General features: G+C 48.8%; 17 protein-coding genes. 8 read left to right on the top strand and 9 right to left on the bottom strand.

Annotated features, from left to right (window positions below; translation table 11 throughout):
* Positions 1-47 precede the first annotated feature (47 nt).
* Positions 48-1,595: an L-glutamate gamma-semialdehyde dehydrogenase gene (gene pruA, locus BLS14_RS16585; RefSeq protein WP_090952999.1), complete on the bottom strand. Its 1,548-nt coding sequence runs from the start codon at positions 1,593-1,595 to the stop codon at positions 48-50.
* Between the two features lie 246 nt (positions 1,596-1,841).
* On the opposite strand from pruA, the gene BLS14_RS16580 reads away from it, so the two are divergent.
* Complete coding sequence (locus tag BLS14_RS16580; RefSeq protein WP_063564617.1) at positions 1,842-2,765, top strand: proline dehydrogenase family protein; 924 nt, start codon at positions 1,842-1,844, stop codon at positions 2,763-2,765.
* A gap of 219 nt (positions 2,766-2,984) precedes the next feature.
* On the opposite strand, the gene BLS14_RS16575 is transcribed toward BLS14_RS16580, so the two are convergent.
* From BLS14_RS16575 to BLS14_RS16565, 3 genes are read right to left on the bottom strand one after another with little or no spacing between them, the layout of a single operon-like run.
* Positions 2,985-4,820, bottom strand: a complete 1,836-nt coding sequence (locus tag BLS14_RS16575; RefSeq protein ID WP_090952997.1) for a beta-propeller fold lactonase family protein — start codon at positions 4,818-4,820, stop codon at positions 2,985-2,987.
* Between the two features lie 54 nt (positions 4,821-4,874).
* A complete protein-coding gene (locus BLS14_RS16570) occupies positions 4,875-5,231 on the bottom strand; it encodes a hypothetical protein (protein WP_072735198.1) in 357 nt (118 codons plus the stop codon).
* Positions 5,232-5,289: 58 nt separating this feature from the next.
* Complete coding sequence (locus BLS14_RS16565; protein ID WP_143021553.1) at positions 5,290-6,972, bottom strand: beta strand repeat-containing protein; 1,683 nt, start codon at positions 6,970-6,972, stop codon at positions 5,290-5,292.
* 452 nt (positions 6,973-7,424) lie between these two features.
* Between BLS14_RS16565 and BLS14_RS16560 the strand changes: the two genes are divergently transcribed.
* Positions 7,425-9,119, top strand: coding sequence for a sigma-54 interaction domain-containing protein (locus BLS14_RS16560; RefSeq protein ID WP_090952994.1), 1,695 nt, complete (start codon positions 7,425-7,427; stop codon positions 9,117-9,119).
* A gap of 280 nt (positions 9,120-9,399) precedes the next feature.
* On the opposite strand, the gene BLS14_RS16555 is transcribed toward BLS14_RS16560, so the two are convergent.
* The gene (locus BLS14_RS16555; RefSeq protein ID WP_090952992.1) at positions 9,400-11,469 is read right to left on the bottom strand and encodes an nSTAND1 domain-containing NTPase; all 2,070 of its coding nucleotides are present in this window, start codon (positions 11,467-11,469) and stop codon (positions 9,400-9,402) included.
* Between the two features lie 344 nt (positions 11,470-11,813).
* On the opposite strand from BLS14_RS16555, the gene BLS14_RS32320 reads away from it, so the two are divergent.
* Complete coding sequence (locus tag BLS14_RS32320) at positions 11,814-12,098, top strand: hypothetical protein (RefSeq protein ID WP_143021552.1); 285 nt, start codon at positions 11,814-11,816, stop codon at positions 12,096-12,098.
* 51 nt (positions 12,099-12,149) lie between these two features.
* On the opposite strand, the gene BLS14_RS16550 is transcribed toward BLS14_RS32320, so the two are convergent.
* The gene (locus BLS14_RS16550; RefSeq protein ID WP_072735194.1) at positions 12,150-13,820 is read right to left on the bottom strand and encodes a PucR family transcriptional regulator; all 1,671 of its coding nucleotides are present in this window, start codon (positions 13,818-13,820) and stop codon (positions 12,150-12,152) included.
* Positions 13,821-14,010: 190 nt separating this feature from the next.
* Here BLS14_RS16550 and ald point away from each other — a divergent pair, with 190 nt between their 5' ends.
* On the top strand, positions 14,011-15,144 hold the full coding sequence (gene ald / locus BLS14_RS16545; protein ID WP_090952990.1) for an alanine dehydrogenase: 1,134 nt from the start codon (positions 14,011-14,013) through the stop codon (positions 15,142-15,144).
* Between the two features lie 151 nt (positions 15,145-15,295).
* On the opposite strand, the gene BLS14_RS16540 is transcribed toward ald, so the two are convergent.
* Positions 15,296-16,213 carry a PD-(D/E)XK nuclease family protein gene (locus BLS14_RS16540; protein ID WP_063567666.1) on the bottom strand — a complete coding sequence of 306 codons (918 nt, stop codon included), beginning with the start codon at positions 16,211-16,213 and terminating at the stop codon, positions 15,296-15,298.
* Between the two features lie 264 nt (positions 16,214-16,477).
* Here BLS14_RS16540 and BLS14_RS16535 point away from each other — a divergent pair, with 264 nt between their 5' ends.
* Complete coding sequence (locus tag BLS14_RS16535) at positions 16,478-17,161, top strand: hypothetical protein (protein ID WP_063567667.1); 684 nt, start codon at positions 16,478-16,480, stop codon at positions 17,159-17,161.
* 126 nt (positions 17,162-17,287) lie between these two features.
* Here BLS14_RS16535 and BLS14_RS16530 read toward each other — a convergent pair whose 3' ends face one another.
* Positions 17,288-18,175: a helix-turn-helix transcriptional regulator gene (locus BLS14_RS16530; protein ID WP_090952989.1), complete on the bottom strand. Its 888-nt coding sequence runs from the start codon at positions 18,173-18,175 to the stop codon at positions 17,288-17,290.
* Between the two features lie 130 nt (positions 18,176-18,305).
* Between BLS14_RS16530 and BLS14_RS16525 the strand changes: the two genes are divergently transcribed.
* From BLS14_RS16525 to BLS14_RS32620, 3 genes are all read left to right on the top strand, one after another.
* On the top strand, positions 18,306-19,193 hold the full coding sequence (locus tag BLS14_RS16525; RefSeq protein WP_090952987.1) for a sugar phosphate isomerase/epimerase family protein: 888 nt from the start codon (positions 18,306-18,308) through the stop codon (positions 19,191-19,193).
* Between the two features lie 75 nt (positions 19,194-19,268).
* Positions 19,269-20,324: a Gfo/Idh/MocA family protein gene (locus BLS14_RS16520; RefSeq protein ID WP_090952985.1), complete on the top strand. Its 1,056-nt coding sequence runs from the start codon at positions 19,269-19,271 to the stop codon at positions 20,322-20,324.
* Between the two features lie 119 nt (positions 20,325-20,443).
* Positions 20,444-20,620, top strand: a complete 177-nt coding sequence (locus tag BLS14_RS32620) for a hypothetical protein (RefSeq protein ID WP_176854567.1) — start codon at positions 20,444-20,446, stop codon at positions 20,618-20,620.
* Between the two features lie 51 nt (positions 20,621-20,671).
* On the opposite strand, the gene BLS14_RS16515 is transcribed toward BLS14_RS32620, so the two are convergent.
* Positions 20,672-21,991 (bottom strand): glycoside hydrolase family 125 protein, encoded by a 1,320-nt coding sequence (locus BLS14_RS16515; RefSeq protein ID WP_090952983.1) that lies wholly within the window; start codon positions 21,989-21,991, stop codon positions 20,672-20,674.
* Positions 21,992-21,995: the final 4 nt, after the last annotated feature.

Here is a 21,995-nt window from a genome sequence, read left to right as displayed (position 1 = left end):
TAGCATAAAAACCAAGCGATTACAGCGGGCCCAGACCCAATTTTCAACTAATATTTCTCGGATACCAACTTCGCTTGGGTGAACAGCAGCAAGTAGTCTCTTCCCCCTGCCTTGGAATCTGTTCCCGACATGTTAAATCCGCCAAATGGATGTGTACCCACGAGTGCACCTGTGCATTTACGGTTAAAGTATAGATTCCCCGCAAAAAATTCCCGTCTGGCTTGTTCCAGATGTTCGCGATTGCGCGAGATCACCGCACCTGTCAGTCCATAATCGGTATTATTGGCAATATCCAATGCATCCCCGAAGGATTCTGCCTTGATAAAGGCCAACACCGGTCCAAAAATCTCTTCCTGTGAAATCCGCGCTTGCGGGTCCACATCAGCAATAATGGTCGGTTCAATGAAATAACCTGCCTCGTTCCCTGTACTACCACCGAGTACAAGGCGTCCTTCACCCTTGCCTATTTCAATATATTCTGTGATCTTGGCATACGCCTTGTCATCGATAACCGGACCTACCTGATTTCCGACTTCAAGCGGACTGCCCATGCTCAGCTGCTTGGTTCGTTCAATCACTTTTTGCAGTACCTCGTCATATACATCTTTATGAATAATGGCACGGGAACACGCAGAGCACTTCTGTCCCGAGAAACCAAACGCTGAAGCCGTGATGGATTCCGCAGCCAATTCCAGATCACTGTCGCTATCTACAACAATTGAATCCTTGCCGCCCATTTCAGCAATCACCCGTTTAATCCATTTCTGACCCGGCGCGGTGCGTGCTGCACGTTCATTGATCCGCAGACCGACATCTCTGGAACCTGTAAAGCTGATAAAGCGGGTGAGCGCATGGTCCACCAGATAATCGCCAACCTCACTGCCCGGTCCTGGCAAATAGTTCACTACGCCGTCCGGCACACCCACTTCTGCAAGCAGCTCCATGAATTTGGCGGCAATAACCGGTGTTGTGCTAGCTGGCTTCAATACAACCGTGTTGCCCGATACCAATGCAGCAGAAGTCATGCCTGCCATAATCGCGAGTGGGAAGTTCCATGGTGGAATTACAACCCCCACACCAAGCGGTATATAACTCAATTCATTATCTTCGCCTGCAATTCGTGTGAGCGGCTGTGGTTCAGTCAGACGCTGCATCTCACGGGCATAAAACTCCATAAAATCAATAGCTTCCGCTGTATCCGCATCCGCTTCTGGCCATGTTTTGCCTGCTTCGTACACCATCCATGCCGAGAATTCATGCTTACGACGCCGCATGAGCGCCGCCGCTTTGTACAAATAACGGGCCCGTTCATTCGGGTCCGTATGCTTCCATGTGCGGAATGTTTCCGCAGCCGTTTGGATGGCCTGCTCAGCAAGCTCTTGATCGGCCTGATAGATCTTTCCGACGATCTGATTTTTGTACGCAGGATTCACGGAGGATACCGTGCGGGCGCTTGTTATTTTTTGTCCACCAATAATAATGGAGTATTCCTGGCCAAGTTCAGCCTCCACCTTGCGAAGTGCGTTCTCTAAAGCTTCTCGGTTGGCCGGGACTGCAAAGGATGTGAATGGTTCGTTAACAAAAGGGATATTCATGAATGATTTCCTCCTTCAGATGTGGGGGTTCGCTGGCTGTTTGCCTGAGTTGCCATGCATTTTACTCATCACCCAATATATGTAGCAAGATCCGTGCCAACTCCGGTTGATGAAGGAATATTTTTTAAAAATAAATATTATCCTTCAAAATTACCGCCCATTTTCTTCTATGCAGAACAACCTTGGCATGATTATTGCTTGATATCTTTGTTATAAAGAAACATGATCCATTAAGGAGGAACCCCGATGAGTATCGGAACCGAAATGTACCGTAAAACGCTGCTGACCGTCGCAGGTAATAAAGCTGTGGAGAATCTCTCCATCAAATACGGCAAAAAGCTGGCTGGAAAGTTTATCGCAGGCAACACACTGGAAGAAGCTCTCGAAGAGATTCGGGTACTCAACAACAAAGGCATTATGGCTACACTGGATCATCTGGGCGAGGGCATTACCCATTTAAGAGAAGCCGCGTTGTATCGGGATGAGTATATACGTCTGGTGGAAGGCATTGCCCGTCAGGGTGCAGACTCCAATGTCTCGCTAAAACCTACCCAAATGGGACTCGCGCTGGACCCTGAGGAAGGTTATCGAAATATACGTGCGGTTGCCACCCAAGCGAAGCTGCATAATCTGTTCGTCCGGATCGATATGGAGGACAGCCCATTTACCCAAGCGACTTTGGATATTGTGCGCCGTTTACACTCGGAAGGACTGGATAATACAGGTACGGTACTGCAAGCCTACTTGCATCGTACCGTAGAAGATACACGTGATATGATTCGGGAAGGAATCCGGCTACGTCTGGTGAAAGGTGCTTACAAGGAGCCTGCATCCGTAGCTTATCAGAACACTTCAGAAGTGATTGATCAATTCAAAACGATGATTCGCAATCATCTCGATCAGGGGGTATACACTGCGGTTGCTTCACATGATGACCACATTATTTCCTGGACCAAGCAATATGCAAAGGATCGGGGAATCTCCCCGGATGCATTTGAATTTCAAATGTTGTACGGCTTGCGCATGGGCGAACAGGAACGCCTGGCCAGAGAAGGCTATCGTATTCGTTGTTACGTGCCCTATGGAACCATGTGGTACCCGTATTACACCCGCCGTCTGGCCGAGAAACCAGCAAATCTCTGGATGGTGGTCAAAAACATGTTCAGATAATTTCTCGACTGGACTCAGACATAAAAACACAAGCATAAAAAAACAAAAACCATGCTGCCACTTTCTTTCAGGGCACATGGTTTTTCTGTATACACAGCATTCCAGAGCATCCAACTTTTCTTCTCTCCGGCTTATCTCTTAATGTCTAAAAAATGAGCATCCCCAATTTAAAATGTCTATTTTTTTGGACACATCAATTAATTAATTGATGCATTCTCATTAAGGATTTATCCCTATTCCCAATGGTCCGGAATTTACGGTAATTGTAGCTGTAACGGTATTGGTATTTCCATCAATAACCGAGATCGTGCCACTCGTATTGTTCGCGACATAAACTCCATTAGTTAAAGGATCCACTCCTACACCGGATGGTGCAGATCCCACTGGAATGGTGGCAACGACGGTATTGGTATCTCCATCAATGACAGATACATTATTGCTGCCGTTATTTGCAACATAGACAAAGTTCGTATTTGCGTTCAGTCCTGCTTCAAACGGCCCAGTCCCTACTGGAACGGCAGTTAGAACGGTATCGGAAAATCCGCTAATAACAAAGACCGTATCGTCCCCATTATTTTCCACATATAACCGGTTATTTGTTGGATTCACCGCTACTCCCAACGGCTGTGCTCCTACATTAATAGTATTTACGACGGTATTGGTACCTCCATCAATGACAGAAACTGTATCGTCCCCTACATTAGTTACATAGATGAGGTTGGTTATCGGATTTACCCCTACACCAAACGGTTCAGTACCCACTGGAATGGTAGTCACAACTGTGTTGGTATTTCCATTAATAACGGAAACGGTGTTGTCGCTGAAATTATTCACATAAATGAGGTTCGTGTTTAGATTCACAGCTATTCCCTCTGGCTGAACACCCACTGGAATGGTTGTGACGACGGTGTTGGTATTTCCATTAATAACAGAAACAGTATCATCCCCAAAATTAGTTACATAAATCAGGCTCGTGTTTGAATTTACTGCTATAAACTGGGGTTCGCTGCCCACGAGAATCGTGGTTACAACGGCATTGGTATTCCCGTTAATTACACTAACATTATTACTTCCAGAATTAGCTACATAAATTAAATTCACGGAAGTAGGTATACCTGTGGCTCCCGTAACTCCTGTAGCTCCCGTGACTCCTGTTCCTCCGGTAACTCCAGTATCACCCGTTGCCCCTATTGCACCTGTAGCCCCAGTAACTCCCGTGACTCCTGTTCCTCCGGTAACTCCAGTAGCTCCCGTTGCCCCTGTTGCACCTGTGACACCAGTGTCTCCTGTTACTCCCGTTGCTCCCGTTGCTCCAGTAACCCCAGTGTCTCCTGTTACTCCTGTTAGTCCGGTAACACCAGTAGCGCCCGTTACCCCTGTTGCTCCGGTAACACCAGTAGCTCCCGTAACTCCTGTTCCTCCGGTAACTCCAGTAGCTCCCGTTGCTCCTGTTGCACCTGTAACACCGGTAGCTCCCGTGACTCCTGTTCCTCCGGTAACCCCAGTATCGCCCGTTGCTCCTGTTGCACCTGTAACACCGGTAGCTCCCGTGACTCCTGTTCCTCCGGTAACCCCAGTGCTGCCTGTTGCCCCTGTTGCTCCGGTAACACCGGTAGCTCCCGTGACTCCTGTTCCTCCGGTAACTCCAGTGCTGCCTGTTGCCCCTGTTGCTCCGGTAACGCCTGTTATACCCTGAGACTCACCCAGCAACTCCTGAGAAACCAACCGATGAGCCGTCACCAACTCACCTTCAGCATCTTTGCCCCAGACAGAAATTTGCGCTTCCGGAGCAGCCGTGTCTGCAGTTGAAAATACAAACTCGAACCCATCAAAATTCGCCACATAGTCTTTGGTCATAACCTGATTAGGCAACACATTAAATAGTTCTTCCACATACAACGTTCTAACCCCATCCAAGAAGTACCCCAAAAGAAGTACATTATACACATCAGTCAAATTTCGGTTATCAATTTTAATTGTGACAAATTGAGTGGGACGTGTACCCGTTACACCTGAAATATTATTTTCAATGGGACCAGTTGATAAAATGGTCATTCAATCACCCTCCTTTGTACCATGACTTAATTCCCCTCAAGTTGCCTCTCTATTTCATCCCGAGCCTAATTGTTCGGCAGATACTAGTCGGTGCGCGTCTACCAACTCACCCATTGATGTCTTTCCCCACACGGAAACCTCGGTCTCATTCACAGCTGGACCACTGATGGTGAATACGAACTCGTAAGCAACGAAGTTTGTACTATAATTCCTTGTGAGTACCTGGTTAGGAAACACTTCGATCAACTCACTGACATACATCGTTCTCTCACCGTTCAAGATGTAACCATAAATCTGAAGAGCTGAACTATTGACCAAATCCCTGTTCACAATCCTCACCGTTACAAAACTCGAAGGATTCACACCAAGAACTGGACTATTGTCAATGGGTCCGGTTGATAGAACAGTCATACAATCCCCTCCTTCAGGCAACCTATTCCCCATTCTGCTTCAGAGCTCACAGCTTGAGTTAGCTGCTCAATTGTTGAATAAGAATAGACGCATTGGCATTGATCTGTGATCCACCTGCCAGAGTTTGCAGATCAACAGTCGATGCACTTGAATGATTTCTTAATGTCAACACATCACCGGGAGCGGCGGTGATAATAATCATTCCTGGATTCGGTTGAGTGCCAGCTCCTGAACCATAGACACTACCGCCTACAGGGGCTCCGTTTTGATAAAGGGTGAATTGGTTTGCCTGAACGCCTGCAACGATGAAGAATATCGCATAGTCCCCAGCATTACCAATAATAATTCCAGCCGTACCCGGTGTATGAGTAATGTTAGTAAGGTTTTCATTGCTATCGAAGGTTATATCCGTCTCGGTAGCTACAGACTGAGTTGAAGTATTAAAAATGTAGCCATAGGACGACAAACCTTGCCCTGTTGCGCCTGTTGCTCCGGTAACCCCGGTATCCCCAGTTGCACCTGTTACTCCTGTTACTCCAGTGCCCCCCGTTGATCCCGTCACTCCAGTGGCTCCTGTTGCACCCGTAACCCCGGTGGCGCCTGTCGCTCCTGTTACTCCTGTTACTCCAGTGGCTCCTGTTGCTCCTGTTGCTCCTGTCACTCCAGTGTCGCCCGTTGATCCCGTAACCCCGGTGGCGCCTGTCGCTCCTGTTACTCCAGTGCTGCCTGTTGATCCTGTCACTCCAGTATCACCTGTTGCACCCGTAACCCCGTTGTCGCCCGTTGCACCCGTAACCCCGGTGGATCCTATTGGTCCTGTCACTCCAGTGTCGCCTGTTGCTCCTGTCACTCCGGTGGCGCCTGTTGCACCCGTAACCCCGGTGGATCCTGTTGGTCCTGTCACTCCAGTGTCGCCTGTTATTCCCGTCACTCCAGTGCTTCCTGTTGCGCCTGTTGCTCCTGTTACTCCCGTCGCTCCGGTAGCGCCTGTTGCTCCTGTTACTCCAGTATCTCCAGTTGCACCCGTTACTCCTGTTACTCCAGTGCTTCCTGTTGCACCCGTTACTCCTGTTACTCCAGTGCTTCCTGTTGATCCTGTCACTCCAGTGTCACCTGTTGCTCCCGTCACTCCAGTATTGCCTGTTGATCCTGTCACTCCGGTGCTGCCTGTTGCTCCCGTCACTCCAGTGCTGCCTGTTGCTCCCGTCACTCCAGTGCTGCCTGTTGCTCCCGTCACTCCAGTGTTGCCTGTTGCTCCCGTCACTCCGGTGGCTCCCGTCACTCCGGTGGCTCCCGTTGCTCCGGTTGAGCCTACCCCTACACCTGTGGCACCTGTTGCACCTGTGGCTCCTGTCGCTCCGGTTACACCTGTTATGCTCAGGTTTTCACCCAGCAACTCCTGTGATACCAATCGGTGAGCCGTGACTAACTCTCCTTCGGCGTCTTTGCCCCATACGGAAATTTGCGCTTCCGGGGCAGCGAGGTCTGCTGTGGAAAATATAAACTCGAACCCATCAAAATTTGCGCTATAATCTTTGGTTATGACCTGATTGGGCAACACATTAAACAGTTCTTCTACATATAACGTTCTGACTCCATCGAGATAGTACCCCAAAAGGAGAACATTATATACATCTATTGAATCCCGATTATCGATTTTGACAGTGACGAATTGAGTGGGGCGGGTACCGGTTACACCTGAAATATTGTTTTCAATGGGTCCGGTTGATAGAATGGCCATTTCATCATCCTCCTTTTTATTCTTCTTCATGCGGATTGAGCCTTCGTATAGCATTATTCAGAAGTTTCTTAATGGTGTGGACAATTCATGTTCTATATGAATAATCACTTAAACAGCCCGGTATCAGGGTGAGAGATAATAGTGCAGTTCACCATTCAAATGTCAGTTTTAATGACTCGCACCTCACTTGAAATGCTGATTCGTTCATATCAATTAACAATTATTCCTAAACAATAAAATTGTAAGCGCATAACAAAATAAAAAATCAATATCCCTCTCTTCTGCGCCGATAACATGTATGCTTCATGTCAAAAAATATATACACACTACATTTGGAAAGCTATAATATGGGTAACCATCATCCCCCAATCATTTCAATTGGGGGCCACTTGTAAGTAGCTCGTGCAACAGGTGTACTTTCCGAAAGTTATGCCCTAACTGAGGTGATATCGATGAAACATTTACTTCCAGAATTAATGACCTTATTACGTACAGATACGAGTATCCTGGATTCGGGCCTCCCCATGCCCACCATCCCTTCAACCACTGGACTGGCAGATGCCATCCCCCTTTTCAATACCAGTCCTTATCTGTTAATTCAGGATGATGGACCTCTATTGGGCTATATCGCTGTATCCGATGTTCTGCAAGAAATGATGCATGCCCATCGGCTTATGGAAGCTTATTTCGAGACAACACTGGAGACAGCAGGCTCAGCTCTGACGTTGATTAATGAAGAAGCAAAGGTGACCTACTGGACATCGGGTGCGGAGCATGTTTTTTCCATTCACAAAAAAGATATCATTGGGAAACCGGCAGCGGATTTCTTTCCCCCGGATCGCCTTCAATCCCTCAAAACGTTATATACAGGGGAAACCGTGTATCGAAAGCAGCACCAACCAAGACCCGATCTGTTCGCCCTGATTAATGCACGTCCAGTGCAACTCGATGGACGTATTGTAGGCGCGGTTGCCGCCGAAGTGGATATAACAACCGAAATTCGTCTGCATCAAGAGTTATTACATATGACATCCAAAGTCCAGCATCTGGAGAAAGCCGTTGCCCGTCTGCGCCCGGATTCCGATCCGTTTGCCAGAATCAAGGGTAGCAGTCCGGTAATCAACCATTGTCTGGAGACTATACGCAAGATCAGTACTACCTCAGCTACCGTGCTTATTCTTGGAGAAAGCGGAACGGGTAAGGAGCTATTCGCCAAAGCCATTCACGACCTGCGTGAACCGCAGACAGCGCCATTTATCGCCATTAACTGCGGAGCTATTCCTGGTTCATTATTTGAGAGTGAGTTATTTGGCTACGAGAAGGGTGCATTTTCAGGGGCTGATCCCAAAGGAAAAAAAGGGAAAATTGAACTGGCCGAAGGCGGTACGCTCTTTTTGGATGAAATAGGTGAAATGCCGCTGGAGCTTCAGGTGAAGCTATTGCGTGTATTACAGGAGAAAAGTTACTTCCCTGTTGGCGGAACACGCATGAAACAGGCAAGCTGTCGGATTATCGCCGCAACCAATCAGAATCTACTGGGCATGATTGCCCGCAATCAGTTCCGGGAGGATCTCTACTATCGATTGAATGTCATTAACCTCGTCATCCCTCCCCTGCGTAAGCGCAAGGAAGATATTTACGAGTTGACACAGACCTTCCTGCAAGAGTTTTCCTTGCTCTATAATCGTCATATTGAACTGGTTCCTCCAGAGGTGTTCAAGCTGTTATTCCAGTATGACTGGCCGGGTAACGTACGGGAATTAAGAAATGTGATTGAACGGATCACCATTCTCACCACGGATGGCGAGGTCAAGCCTGAATATCTCCCTGACACCTTCATTTCATCCATTGATCAGGCACAATCCATATTGAACGAGACAGTGCAGCTTCATCCACAGCCTGGCCTGGAATCAGGCTCGTCTCGTTTACCTGGCAGCTCGGACCCAGCTGTTTCAATACATGAAGGAGAACAAGACGAGTCGCAAGATACTTCCACCCTATCTTATCAGGAGCAGTTGGACACCTATGAGTCGGAACTGCTGCTGCAATATCTGAAAGCCGCCGGAGGCAACAAAAGAACGCTCGCCCGGCAGCTCGGCATCTCCAGAGCAACGCTCTATAACCGCATGAAGAGGCTCGGTCTATGACCAGCCTCTTCTTGTCGTTATAACGGTACTGACGGAACCCCATTGCCACCATCATCCAGATAGAAGAACCGGCCGACTGATTAGTGGAAACAAAGCATTAATGCTTCAATTCCACTAACCTATCGACCTTATGTAACCCTTGATCTTATATGATTCCATCAAAAAAAACACGCAGGACCAGCTCTAAAGGCCGGTTACTGTGTGTTTTTTTGTTTTTTCCAATGATATTAATTTCCGATGATGCTAATTTCCAATGAAATCATATTATTCTTTCTCTCACCTATAGCACTCTTGCCAGTCTGACCAAAGCCGCTCGCAAATGCCGATAGAATGTGGCACGACTCATCGAGCATGCTTGCGCTGCGGCAGTTGGATTGCCAGCATGTGTCCAATAGGCCGTGTATAACAGCATCTGATCCTGCTGGGAGATACCATGAACCCGGCCCTCCAGCAAATCCAGGATATGAGTCTGTAATTGAATTCCATCCGTCAAGCCATTCACTCGCGCTGCGTACCCATGCAATTCTCCGGGAGAGTGCAGATGAGTCAGCATTTTGCGTACATCCTGTTCGGACCAGGGAACCTGACTCACGCCAGATGTCCCCTGTTGTAACCCGCTGCTCTTTGTATCCGGACCCAAAAGGGACATCACCCAGTCACCGAATTGCCCGCTACGTAAATCCAGATCCAGCACAGATGCCTGATCTTCATACAGGTCACATAAACGAGTACGTGCTCTTTTACTCCGAAAACCAATGTTCTGCAAAAACAGCTTCAGATACGGATTGGTTGCGACCAATATGACCCTGGCCCCTTCTCCCAGTAGTGACAGCCGATCCAGCGACATATAACCCACAAGTTCTTCACGTTTGTAACCTGGCACATCATCCCTTGCTGCAGCGAGTACCGCAAAGTGAGTATCCGTCTGGTCCGGATCACAATCCAGCTCTTCTGGTGTGAAACATTCCTGCATTTCGGCCGGAAAATAGTTGCACAACATCCCGCTGCTCTCCCGGTGCACGAGCACCGTAATGAACATCGCGATCGGATCGCCCTCCTTGTCACGCATCAGTACAATTCCCTCAGGATAACGCTGTGCAAGTTCGTCTAAAAAAGCAGGATAAGACGGCGCCTGCCAGGGCTCCACACTATATTCACACCACTGTTGGAGCAATTTGTGCAACGCCGGCAAATCTTCCGCTCGCATCACTTCCATCGGAGAAAATAGTGAATCTGCCGATACATCAGCATACTTCCGATGCTGTAGCATGGATTCCTGACACAAAAGGAGCATTTTCCTGGTAATCTGGCGTCTCTCATGTGGACCCGCTTGTTCATGGAGCGGCTTCAACAGCCCCGCTATTCGCACACGCATGGCTTGCAGACGCTGTGGTTCACGTTGGCGGAAATCCCGAAGCAAATGCAGTCTGGCCATATCATGCAGCGCCAAACCATTAGGACCGGAACGGATAAATGACATACGCCTCAGGACGTTGTATTCCTCAAGCGTCACCTCTGTTTGCAGCACAGATGCCAACAATTCCTGATTCGCCGTTTCCAGCAGCGTTAATACCTCTACCATCGGGTGCAGCCGGGGAAGCGTCAATTCAAGCAGCAGTCTGGCACTAATCATCTGAGACAATTCAGTCCAATCGGAGATAGGAATATTCCTGCGCTGATCCGCTGCCTCCACAGCAAGCGCCAGCCCGAGCGGATGTCCATCCGTCATACGCGCAATCGTCCCCGCTATGCTCCTGTTCAATGATCCTGCCACCGCAATGTATTCGGACACTTCTTCACCTGTAAAATGTTGAAGAGGCATCTGCACGAGGCGCTGCCGCAACCTTGGATGTGTCCGCCATGCTGAAGCCGGCTCCGGTCGTGAGGCCAGAATAATAAGTACTCCATATAACGGGAGCTTGGATACGAAGACTTCCATAAACCAACTCTCCAGAAGAGCCAGCTCCTCATAATTATCCACAGCAAGGACCAGCCGCCTCTGAACTGAAGTTTCACTCAGCAGGCTTAATGGCCGCTTGTTACCATCACTCCCCATTGTCTCAAGTCCCAATGTAGAGGAGAGATACTCCAAAAAAACTGACGGTGTAGAGCCGCAGGATCTGCCATCCATCCATATGGCAGTTGCTCCCTGGTTTCGAGCAATGGACAACATCTCGGACAGCAAGGATGATTTACCGATCCCCCCCATGCCCGTAACTGAAAAAATGGTTAAAGGTGCTTCCGGATTGCTGAGCCATCGGTCCAACAGCATCAGTTCCTTGGCTCGACCCACAAAACGTTTTCCATGACCATAATGGCTGTCGTATTGAATCTCACTACTGTTTTCCATCTGTGTCCTCCGTACTAGATACTGGTACTTTCCCTTAACCGTATTTTCTCACAAGTTGAGACTATATTGAGACGCACAGTTACATGTGAAGTGATAAAATCTAGATAAAAGCCAAATTATAGTAAAATACACAAAACAGCTGTATGCAAACGTTTAACACTGGGTACATACATCTTTCATGAGGATGTTCAACATATTCGCCATTCCGCTAATCGAGCACACCAATCAAGTGGGCATTTGATGTGATTCAGAACGCTGAAGTCCATAAGCAGCTACTATTTTCAAACTTCATGCTTCCCTTTCAGAACCTATACAGCCCGATATTCCAGGAAAGGCGGATTTGTGTGAGAAAAAACCTCGATATCTGTAATCTGAGCGGACAACTAGGAATCAACCGTGAACGACTTGATGAATGGTTGCGTCAAACCAATGTTACATCCAAAAAAATGGAGACGGGAACTCTTCCGGAGCGCAGCTCTTCACCATATCGCTTGGCTGCTCCCACCTCATTATCCCTTGCACCTTCCTCTGGCCAACCGAGACTGTTTCGCGGCCGCCGTCCGGATTCTGGCAACCCTGTATTACCGAGAGCATTACGACAAACTCGTCGCATCAGTAAAAATTGCTAGACTGTGCATGTTCAATAGTGCACAGTCTAGACTGTCTTCCAGCCTGATCCATCAAGACGAAAAATCATGTTCCTCCTCGATCATGGCATGAGCAAGCAGCGCCATCTCCAGGCAGATTCTTCTTTCCTGATCCATAAAATCAGGTCCCATTAATTCTTCTAACTTCTCCAATCTATTGTACAGAGTTTGCCGATGTATGAACAATTGAGCAGCTGCATCCCGCTTGGAACCGAAGTTTTGCAGAAAGGCATCCAAGGTCTCCACCAGCCTTAGATGATGTGTCCGATCATATTCAATCAGAACACCCAGATGGTCATTCACAAAAGGCTGCAGAAACGATTGGGGCAATGCTTTTAACATTTGATATATACCCATACGTTCGTAAAAATGAATATGTTCTAGCCGATCTACGGATCGTGAAACTTCGATGACCTGATACGCTTCCCGCAGACTGTCTGGCAATCCTGTTAAACGGTTACGCACCTTGCCAAATCCGGCATGGATCGTAACCTGCTTCAGGTTGCGACTCGCAAATCTCTTCACATCAACAATAGTTCCTTCAAGTGACTTTACCAGTTGATTTCGTGTGGATGTCTTGCTCTCTTCCCTGGCACAGCATACATATACCTGATTATTTTTCAGCATGATGAGGCTGGCCAGATTGTTCTTTTTGAGTAACGAACGCAGCAGAACCAGAATATCCTGATGGTTGGTTTCCATTCGCTCACGGCCGATGCCTTTCAGACGGTGCTCCATCTCAATAACCCCGCCGGCAAACCAGTACTGTCCCTTTACCAGCAGACGGAGCCCCATTCGGGTCTGCGCCTGCTCTTCATGAAGAATGTTACCGTTCATCAGATCCTGGATCAGTTCATTCTGGTTGCGTACCATCTTCTCCTCCAGAAACTGCGACCGCAGAGTCAGTGCCGCCGCAGCCTTTGCTGTATAATCGAGCAACAGCTTAAGATACTCAACGGGTGCTGAAGGATGTACAACCATGCCTACCGCGGAAAAAACCTGACCAAAACATACGACCGGGTGACACAGTAACACCTGTTCCTCATCCAGATGGAACCATAACTCCGTGTCTGAATCATTGAGATCCAGATGCTCAACCTCCTGTTCGTACCATGTGTAGATCGCTTGCTGTGTCTCGGTGGGTAGTTCCGGCACAAAACTGCCCGGTTCCATGGACGAGATATACACAACCGGTTTGGCCGCGTATTCATGCAGAAGATGAAGTACAGCCGGCATGTCTGTACTCTGTAATGTTCGCTGCTGAAGCTGACGGGAATAGGTTTCCAGACTCTTCAGCAGTTGGTGTTGATGATTAATAAGCAAAGCGTGAATATCTTGCGTGATCTCAACAAAACGTACCGGTTGCTCAAACACGATAAGTGGGAATTGATGCCTGTCAGCCAGTTCAATCAATTCTTCGGGAATGCCATGAATGCTCGTACCAAATTCCACGCAGAGCCCCGCCGCTTCGCTCCGGATTAACTGGAGCAGATATTCTTCGCGCCCTTCTTCCGATTGAAGCCATAGTCCAGTGGATAAAATAAGATCATGGGGACTTACAAATGGAGAAACATTGGTAATCTCCAACACATGAACCCATCCAACCTGACGTAATGTTCCTTCTTTCCCCGCAGCAAGCCGGGCTTTGGCAAAGACGGGGCGAGCCAGAATATCCTTTATCGTAAACACGCGGTCATTTCTCAATATCGATCCCTCATAGTGTCATTTTTTCTTACATTATAAGCGATGGGCAAATGTCCTGAATAGTCTTTTCTCGACATTATGTTGAATCAATTCTTCAAAACATAGACATGAGGTAAGGTGCAAAACGATGATCCAGGTCATAAACTTGTAGTATAAGCTAACAACCATTAAATGGACGAGGTGCATGGCGATGAGAATCGGAATTCCGAAAGAAATCAAAAACAATGAAAACCGTGTAGCAATGACCCCAGCTGGAGCTGCTGATTTTGTCAGAGCCGGACATCAGGTCATGATCGAACGTGGCGCAGGATTGGGCAGTGGATTCACAGACAACGAATATCAATCGGCTGGAGCGGAGCTTCGGGATACAGCTTCAACTGTGTGGGCTGAGGCAGATATGATCATCAAGGTCAAAGAGCCCCTTGCCAGCGAATACGCCTATTTTCGTCCTGGCTTGATTCTCTTCACCTACTTGCACCTCGCAGCGGAACCTGCACTGGCAAAGGCACTGATTGAAAGCCGGGTAACCGCCATTGCGTACGAGACACTGGAAGTTAACGGTACGCTGCCTCTGCTCACACCGATGAGTGAAGTTGCCGGACGGATGTCGGCTCAGATTGGAGCGCAGCTGCTGGAGAAAACGGAAGGTGGCAAAGGCATTCTGTTATCCGGCGTACCCGGCGTAAGCCGTGGCAAGGTCGTCGTTATTGGGGGCGGCACGGTGGGCACGAATGCCGCCAAAATCGCGATTGGTCTGGGTGCGGATGTGACCATCCTCGATTTGAATCTGAATCGTCTGCGCCAGCTGGATGATATTTTTGGCAATCAGATTCATACGCTGGTATCGAGTCCATCCAATATTGCGTCGGCTGTTGCGGCTGCCGACCTGCTGATCTGTGCGGTGCTGATTCCAGGCGCCAAAGCGCCAACCCTAGTCAGCGAGCAAATGGTCACCACCATGGCACCCGGTTCGGTCATTGTCGATGTGGCGATTGATCAGGGCGGAATTGTGGAGACCATTGATCATATCACGACCCACGATGAACCGACCTATGTGAAGCATGGTGTGGTGCATTACGCGGTAGCGAACATGCCGGGCGCGGTGCCGCGCACGTCTACGGTGGCGCTGACCAACGCCACCATGCCTTATGCGCTGCAGCTGGCGAACCACGGTGCAGCCGTCGCGATTCGCGGCAGTTCGTCCATTCGCAGCGCGATAAACGTGCTGAATGGACATATCACGTATGAGGCGGTTGCCCGTGATCTCGGGCATGCCTATGTTCCCGCAGGACAGGCGCTGGAGAATACCGCCGCGGTCCAGTAATCTTGATAAGACCGTTCCACCTGGCGCCTTGTCGCCGGCCTGTGGAGCGTAATAGAAGCGCCAGTCCGGGCAGATCCTGTCCAGGCTGGCGCTTCTTGTTTTATTTTTACATGAAATAGGAATGAGATCTGAAGATGCTTCGGGTGGCGCTCTATACTACACGTTCGCTGCACACCTCACGGAAATTACAGTCCCGGCAAGCGCGGCGTGAAGGCATTGGCGTGAAATACGAGACGTCCTTGGGACGGTTGTAATACTCATCATCCACACAGGAGCGCATCTCCGCTATATACCGCCCCACGTTCTCCTCCACCTTCAGGATATCCTCTTCCGTTGCCGTAAACTCTCGGTGTGTCCCGGTTAACAGGTACTCCACCCGCAGCTCAATCTGCTCCAGTGGAACCCGGTAATGCTCCCTCACATAGGATGCGTACAGCATCAACTGATCCGAGAAGTCATCCTCCTTGCCCGTTTTCCAGTCCACAATGACGATGTTGCCGTTGCTGCGACGATATAACAAGTCCATCTTCACATACACACGCGTATCGTGCAGCATCATCGTATCCCATTTCTCAATCTCCAAAATATCCGTACTCGCACGGGACAAGTCCTCCCACGTGAGCGTCTGATACAGATTGCCGACACAGGCCGAGGCTCGTTCTTTGATCGTGGCAATCCGGTCATTCAACGTGTCATCCCCGTAATACATCTCGGACAACATCACCCGGTTCTTGGGGTCGAGCCGCCACTGATCCTGATCCATGGATTCCACATACGCCTGATTCAGCAGCTTGCGCATCGTCAGTTCCAGGAAGTGCTCACGAGGTTTATCCTTGCCTTCTTCCCTGCTACGTACCGCCGATTCACACATCCGATGTGCGAGGTCACCGAATACGAGGTATAGATTACTGAGCTGCTTCAATCGATACAGACGTACCTGCATCTCATCAGCCGACTCTGCCTTCCAGCCGTTATGGGCTCCATAATAATGATAATAATATTTGCGCAGGCACTCATCGAACATACTCGCCCGCGACTGCGAATAAGACCACTGCGGGTATTGTGCCATAAGATATTCTGCCTTTCTGTATGCCGGATCTGCATGAGATCCCTTAATGCTCACAGTATATAGGAAAGGGCAAAAACGCCGCAAGCACCCTTCCGTAATTTTCTTCTATCCGCAACCGTTTCCGATTCAATGCGTAACGTTTATATAGTAACATCACCAAAAGATGAAATTACAACGCAGAACACATACTATACTAAAAGAGTACAGGATTTTGCAGTTAGACAGATGAATTGTACAGGCATATCCTAAAAGGAGGCACCACCCATGAATCGACCGGATTGGTTCCAGGCGGAAGAGGCATTACAACAAATCCAAGTCATCGGAAGCGACCGGAATGAGCTCGTGAACATCATTGGCCATGTAGAAGGACTGAATTGTATTGGTACAGGAACGGATGCGGCGGTATTTACGTATGACGGCTTGCCACAGTATGCCTTCAAGATGTACTCAGATCATGCCCTGGACAAACTTGAAAATGAAAAACAGGTATATGAGCAGCTCAAAGGCCTGCCCTACTTCCCTACCTATTACGGCAGCGGCCGGAATGTTCTTGTGATTAGTTTTGAAGCGGGAGATACCTTGCTCGAATGTCTGGAAAAAGGAATCCCGGTCCCCGAGCAGGTCATGCTCGATGTGGACGAAGCTCGTGAGGCAGTACGCAGCCGTGGCCTGAATCCACGGGACATTCACCTAAAAAATGTAATTCTCCAGAATGGACGCGGAAAAGTCATCGACGTCTCGGAGTATATTCAGGACGGCAACGATAATCGCTGGGAGCATCTCGTCTGGGCCTATCACAATATTTATCCACGGATCAAAGGTACGCCCATCTCCCCACGCATGCTGCAAACGATCAAATGGGGATACAATCAACTGGATCAGGCCAATATCAAATTGGACGACCTCTCCAAGAAGGCCAACCGATTATTCTCGAAATTCATGAAATAAGCAATGTTTATAAAACAGATCAAATGTTTGTTCTGATATCTGATATTCATAAAATAATCCGGATTACTGGCACATCTCTGGCGGTGATCCGGATTTTTGTTTGTACCCTGTTGACGCAAGGCCTTCCTATTTTAAACGCCCCTGCGAGGGTGTCATCCCTTTGTATTGTTTATACAGCTTCGTAAAATAGTTAGCATTATCACAGCCAACCTGAGCAGCGATCTCGGTAATGGTAAGGCTGCTCTCCTGCAGCAACTGTTCGGCTTTCGTCATTCGGCACCCATTCACATATTCTACAAAGGTGCGTCCAGTCAGTTTTTTGAACATTTTGCAAAAATGATACGTGTTCAGACCCACCTGACCGGCTGCCTCGGTAACGGATATTTTCCCTGTTGGCTCCGCTTCAATCTGCTCAATCAAATGTTTGAAACGTTCCCGATTGGGAAAATACGATCCCTTTGTTTTATCAGGAAGCTGGTGTGGCATAAATGTACGGGCAAGCAGTGTGAACAAGGCATGCAGCTTGGATTTCACAACCAGTTGGTAGGCAAGCGGCTGTGAGGCCATCTCCTCGATGGCTTCATCCAACAGGGAGTAATAGCCTTGGCAAGCTATGTCGAGCTCCGCCGGTTTTACCGGGAACCTTACCTTCCCCTCCAGATAGGGAGCAACATATTTCAAGTGAACGGGATCATGGGTAAAATCATGAAATAATGCACTGTTGAGCACAACCGAATCAAAATGGATATCCCCTTCCTCCAGAGCATACCCAACATGCAGCGCCCCTCCAGGAATGATAATAACCTCACCTGCTTGAGCTACATAAGGCCTGCTGTCGATATGAAACAGTGCACTACCCTTCCGCATAAAAATCAGTTCAAAGTGTTCATGCCAGTGCAAGTACAGAATGCATTCTTCCGTTTTCATCCCCCAGCAACGATTCTGGAACAGCTGAAATGGATGCGATTTATGGTCAATGCGGGTATTTTCGTGAAGCGCTTTCAGGTCCAGCACGCTGTCTCCTCCTCTCCCCACAAGATCAGACTAATATTGCACAAGATTGTATAGAGCCATCCGGCAGATGCCCGGCTATAATGAGTGTGTCACGAAGTACTATAAGCCAATATTGGAGTGAAATACAACCATGAATAATCCGTTACGTATAGGCACACTTGTAGGTGGACATGACGCAGTCCGCGTCATTCCACAGATTATGAAACATGGCTTCGAATCATTCAATCTGACCTTCTGGCAAACGACTGGTGATCTGGACCTCACTGAGACAGCCAAACGTGTCCGTGAAATCGTGGACGAACAGGGAATTGTCATCTCTGCAGTAAGTGTGTTCGGCAATCCGCTCACCGGAGCCGGGGATAATGCCGATACACTGGCCAGTTGGGAACGGGTGATTGACCATGCCCACCTCTTCGGAGCGGATATCGTCTCCGGGTTTACCGGACGACTGACCGATCAACCGATTGACCAATCAATCCCACGGTTCAAGGAAGTGTTTGGAGAACTGGCACGCCGGGCTGCAGACCGGGGTGTACGCATTGCTTTTGAAAACTGTGATATGGGCGGTACATGGCAGACGGGTGATTGGAACATTGCGCATAATCCAACGGCCTGGGAGATGATGTTCGATGCAGTTCCTGACGAAAACATCGGATTGGAATGGGAGCCATGCCATCAAATGTCCAGCCTGATCGACCCGATTCCGCAGCTGCGCAAGTGGGCGCCTAAAGTGTTCCATGTGCACGGCAAAGATGCCACCATTGCCTGGGACATCGTCAAAGAATATGGCGTGCACGGCCCACGAGAATTCGTCTGGCACCGTACGCCTGGATTCGGGGATACCAACTGGTCCGACATCATTACGATTCTGCGCCAAAATGGGTATCAGGGAACGATTGATATTGAAGGTTGGCATGATCCTGTCTACAAAGATGAACTCGAAATGACCGGACAGGTGCACGCTTTAAAATATTTGAAACAATGTCGTGGTGGAGATTTTGTTCCCAATCCGGTATAGAAACGGGATTAACATTGAGTTGCATGATATCCATTGCAAGAGCATAAAAAATGAAAAGCATAAGGAGATGATAGGATGAGTCATCCTTATCGGGTAGTTGTGGCAGGCTGTGGGGCCATGTCCAACACCTGGGTTGATTACGCCATGCAAAGACCGGACACGGAAATTGTGGGGCTTGTCGATCTGTATGAACAGACTGCCGTTGCACTCGCTGCACGACACGGTCTCTCCTGTCCCACGTTTACGGATATCAGTGAGGCCATTCGAGCAACTGATGCCAATATCGTATTTGATGTCACCATTCCAGCGAGCCATCACGGCATTGCAATGACGGCGTTACAACAAGGATGCCATGTATTTGGCGAAAAACCTCTGGCGGAATCCTTCTCTGACTGTGAAGATATTGTTCAGACTGCACGCCGTACGGGCAATATTCAGGCTGTGATGCAAAATCGCCGTTTCGATCCACGTATTCGCGCCTATCGGCAGTTGATTTCCGACGGAACGATTGGCCAAGTCGGTTTTGCAGGGGCAGATTTCTTCCTGGGTCCACATTTTGGAGGATTCCGTGACCTGATGGATAGTCCATTGCTGCTGGATATGGCGATTCACACCTTCGACCAGGCACGTTATATTCTCGGTGCCAACCCGGTCTCGGTATACTGCCACGAATTCAATCCTCCGGGGTCATGGTATCAAGGCAATGCGATGGCACTATGTATCTTCGAAATGTCCGATGGCTCCGTGTTTAACTATCGCGGGTCCTGGTGCGCAGAAGGTGTACCTACTTCATGGGAAGCATCCTGGCGCGTAACCGGAGAAAAAGGAACCGCCATCTGGGATGGCAATGATGACATTTATGCTGAAGTTGTCTCGGCGCAACATCTGGATGCGGAAGGCAAACCGTCCTTTTTTCAACCGTGTGAGCGGATTGAGGGATACCTGCCCGTCATGGAGAAAACCGGACATCACGGCTGCCTCGAAGACATGTTCGCTGCACTGGAATCCGGACGACTGCCTGAGACCGATTGCAGTGACAACCAGTTCAGTATGGCCATGGTTCTCGCATCCCTGGAAAGCGCACGTACAGGTCAAAAGGTCCTCATCGCCGATCTGCTGAAAACCACATAGCCAAGCCGTGAGTCAAATAGCCCTCCTCATAAACCAAGCCCAAACTGCGAACCTTCTGCAGTTTGGGCTTTTTGTCTGCTTACTCTTCTATTCTAGAAATGATGTCGGCAAAAAAAGTCATGCCAAATAGCAAACGCAGTTCAGGGGACGAAATCGATTCTGGAGAAGCAGCGCGTTCGCCTGAAAGCTTTCTGCAAGAAAGCTGCATCGGAAGCATACGCTATCACCGGATTTCGACTTTGCAAAAGGCGATCAGGAAATCCGGGGATAACAGCGATCGAAAGAACGATTCGTAACCGAAACGGCCGCTTTACGAGGAGTAAGCAATCTTTTTTTACATGTATCTTTTATAGGATTCCTTTTTTCATTGCCTTGTACACAAGCTGCGAGAAGAGGCTGTTCGACCAAGCAAACCAGGGCCTTGTGAACGTGTTTGGATCATCTGAATGAAAACCTTCATGCATGTACCCGGTACCTGCATCTGTGTTCTCCAGCAGATCTATCATCTCCAGCATTTCCTTATCATTGTCTGCGGTCAGACCTTGCATGGACAGCGCCATATGCCAGACGTAGCCGGGAGGAGTATGAGGGCTGCCGATGCCTTTGGCTGCTTGTCCTTCATAATAAAACGGATTTTCCTTGCTCAAAATAAAGCGCCGTGTATTCTGGTACACGATGTCCTCGGTGGAAGCATACTCCAAATACGGAATAGACATAAGTCCCGGGGTACCTGCATCATCCATTAGGCAAAAGTTGCCGTAACCATCCGTCTCATAGGCATAAATCTGCCCATACTCGGGGTGACGGTAAGTACCGTATAAGGAAATACCGTGTCGTATTTCTTCTTCCAAATGAGCCATCTCGCTGACCAGCTTCTCATCTCTGAAAACCCACCTCGCAATCTCCCCCATTTGACGCAAAGTCACCGCTGCAAACATATTTGCCGGGATATTATAATGAAAATCACATGCATCATCACTAGGACGGAAACCGGACCAGATCATCCCGGTATAGTTTACCGGCATCCCCAATCCTTCGTTACGGAGCGTATCATGGGCTGGACAATTCCGGCGCATGAATCGATATGGGGACTGCTCACCATGACGCTGCTCCGTTTTCCACAGACGTGCTACGCTCTCCATCACCCTCTTGAAACGCTCGTCAAATATATCCGTCAATTCCGTTTCACGCCAATACGCATAGGCGAGCCGCATAGAGAAACAAAGTGAATCCAGCTCAAACTTGCGTTCCCACACCCAAGGCGACATCTCTGTCTCATCATTCGCATCCCAATGCCATCCATTAGCCGTTTCGTTAAACGCATTGGCATAGATATCGATGTCCGCATAGAATGTATGCCGTTTGATCAGCCCGCCAATGATCCGCTGCAGCTGTTCGTCTTCCTTTGCCAGCGGAACGTAGTGCATCACCTGCTCCACTGAATCACGCAGCCACATTGCCGGGATATCCCCTGTAATAACAAAGGTTGTCCCATCATCCAATAGCTTTGTCGTCGTTTCCAACGTGTTGGGAAAACAGTTACGGAACTGTGCCAGCAATCTTGGTCTATGTTGCAGTCGTTCCTCGGCCTCGGTAAGAATGTTCTGCACAGCTTGCGGTAATTCCAGATGCGGCATGGGGATTTTCGGTAATCTGAACTGTTCCATGGAT

Origin of the sequence: Paenibacillus sp. OK060 (genome assembly GCF_900101205.1) — a bacterium.
In the GTDB taxonomy this organism is placed as follows: domain Bacteria; phylum Bacillota; class Bacilli; order Paenibacillales; family Paenibacillaceae; genus Paenibacillus; species Paenibacillus marchantiae.
This window is presented reverse-complemented; position numbering and strand designations above follow the sequence as displayed.

Excerpts from the sequence above, each read along its gene's own strand:
- BLS14_RS32620 (WP_176854567.1), top strand. The coding sequence starts at position 20,444 with ATGCCAAATAGCAAACGCAGTTCAGGGGACGAAATCGATTCTGGAGAA.
- BLS14_RS16565 (WP_143021553.1), bottom strand. The coding sequence starts at position 6,972 with ATGGCCATTCTATCAACCGGACCCATTGAAAACAATATTTCAGGTGTA.
- BLS14_RS16520 (WP_090952985.1), top strand. The coding sequence starts at position 19,269 with ATGAGTCATCCTTATCGGGTAGTTGTGGCAGGCTGTGGGGCCATGTCC.
- BLS14_RS16555 (WP_090952992.1), bottom strand. The coding sequence starts at position 11,469 with ATGGAAAACAGTAGTGAGATTCAATACGACAGCCATTATGGTCATGGA.
- BLS14_RS16515 (WP_090952983.1), bottom strand. The coding sequence starts at position 21,991 with ATGGAACAGTTCAGATTACCGAAAATCCCCATGCCGCATCTGGAATTA.
- pruA (WP_090952999.1), bottom strand. The coding sequence starts at position 1,595 with ATGAATATCCCTTTTGTTAACGAACCATTCACATCCTTTGCAGTCCCG.
- BLS14_RS16560 (WP_090952994.1), top strand. The coding sequence starts at position 7,425 with ATGAAACATTTACTTCCAGAATTAATGACCTTATTACGTACAGATACG.
- BLS14_RS16580 (WP_063564617.1), top strand. The coding sequence starts at position 1,842 with ATGAGTATCGGAACCGAAATGTACCGTAAAACGCTGCTGACCGTCGCA.
- BLS14_RS16525 (WP_090952987.1), top strand. The coding sequence starts at position 18,306 with ATGAATAATCCGTTACGTATAGGCACACTTGTAGGTGGACATGACGCA.
- ald (WP_090952990.1), top strand. The coding sequence starts at position 14,011 with ATGAGAATCGGAATTCCGAAAGAAATCAAAAACAATGAAAACCGTGTA.
- BLS14_RS16570 (WP_072735198.1), bottom strand. The coding sequence starts at position 5,231 with ATGACTGTTCTATCAACCGGACCCATTGACAATAGTCCAGTTCTTGGT.
- BLS14_RS16575 (WP_090952997.1), bottom strand. The coding sequence starts at position 4,820 with ATGACCATTTTATCAACTGGTCCCATTGAAAATAATATTTCAGGTGTA.
- BLS14_RS16535 (WP_063567667.1), top strand. The coding sequence starts at position 16,478 with ATGAATCGACCGGATTGGTTCCAGGCGGAAGAGGCATTACAACAAATC.
- BLS14_RS16540 (WP_063567666.1), bottom strand. The coding sequence starts at position 16,213 with ATGGCACAATACCCGCAGTGGTCTTATTCGCAGTCGCGGGCGAGTATG.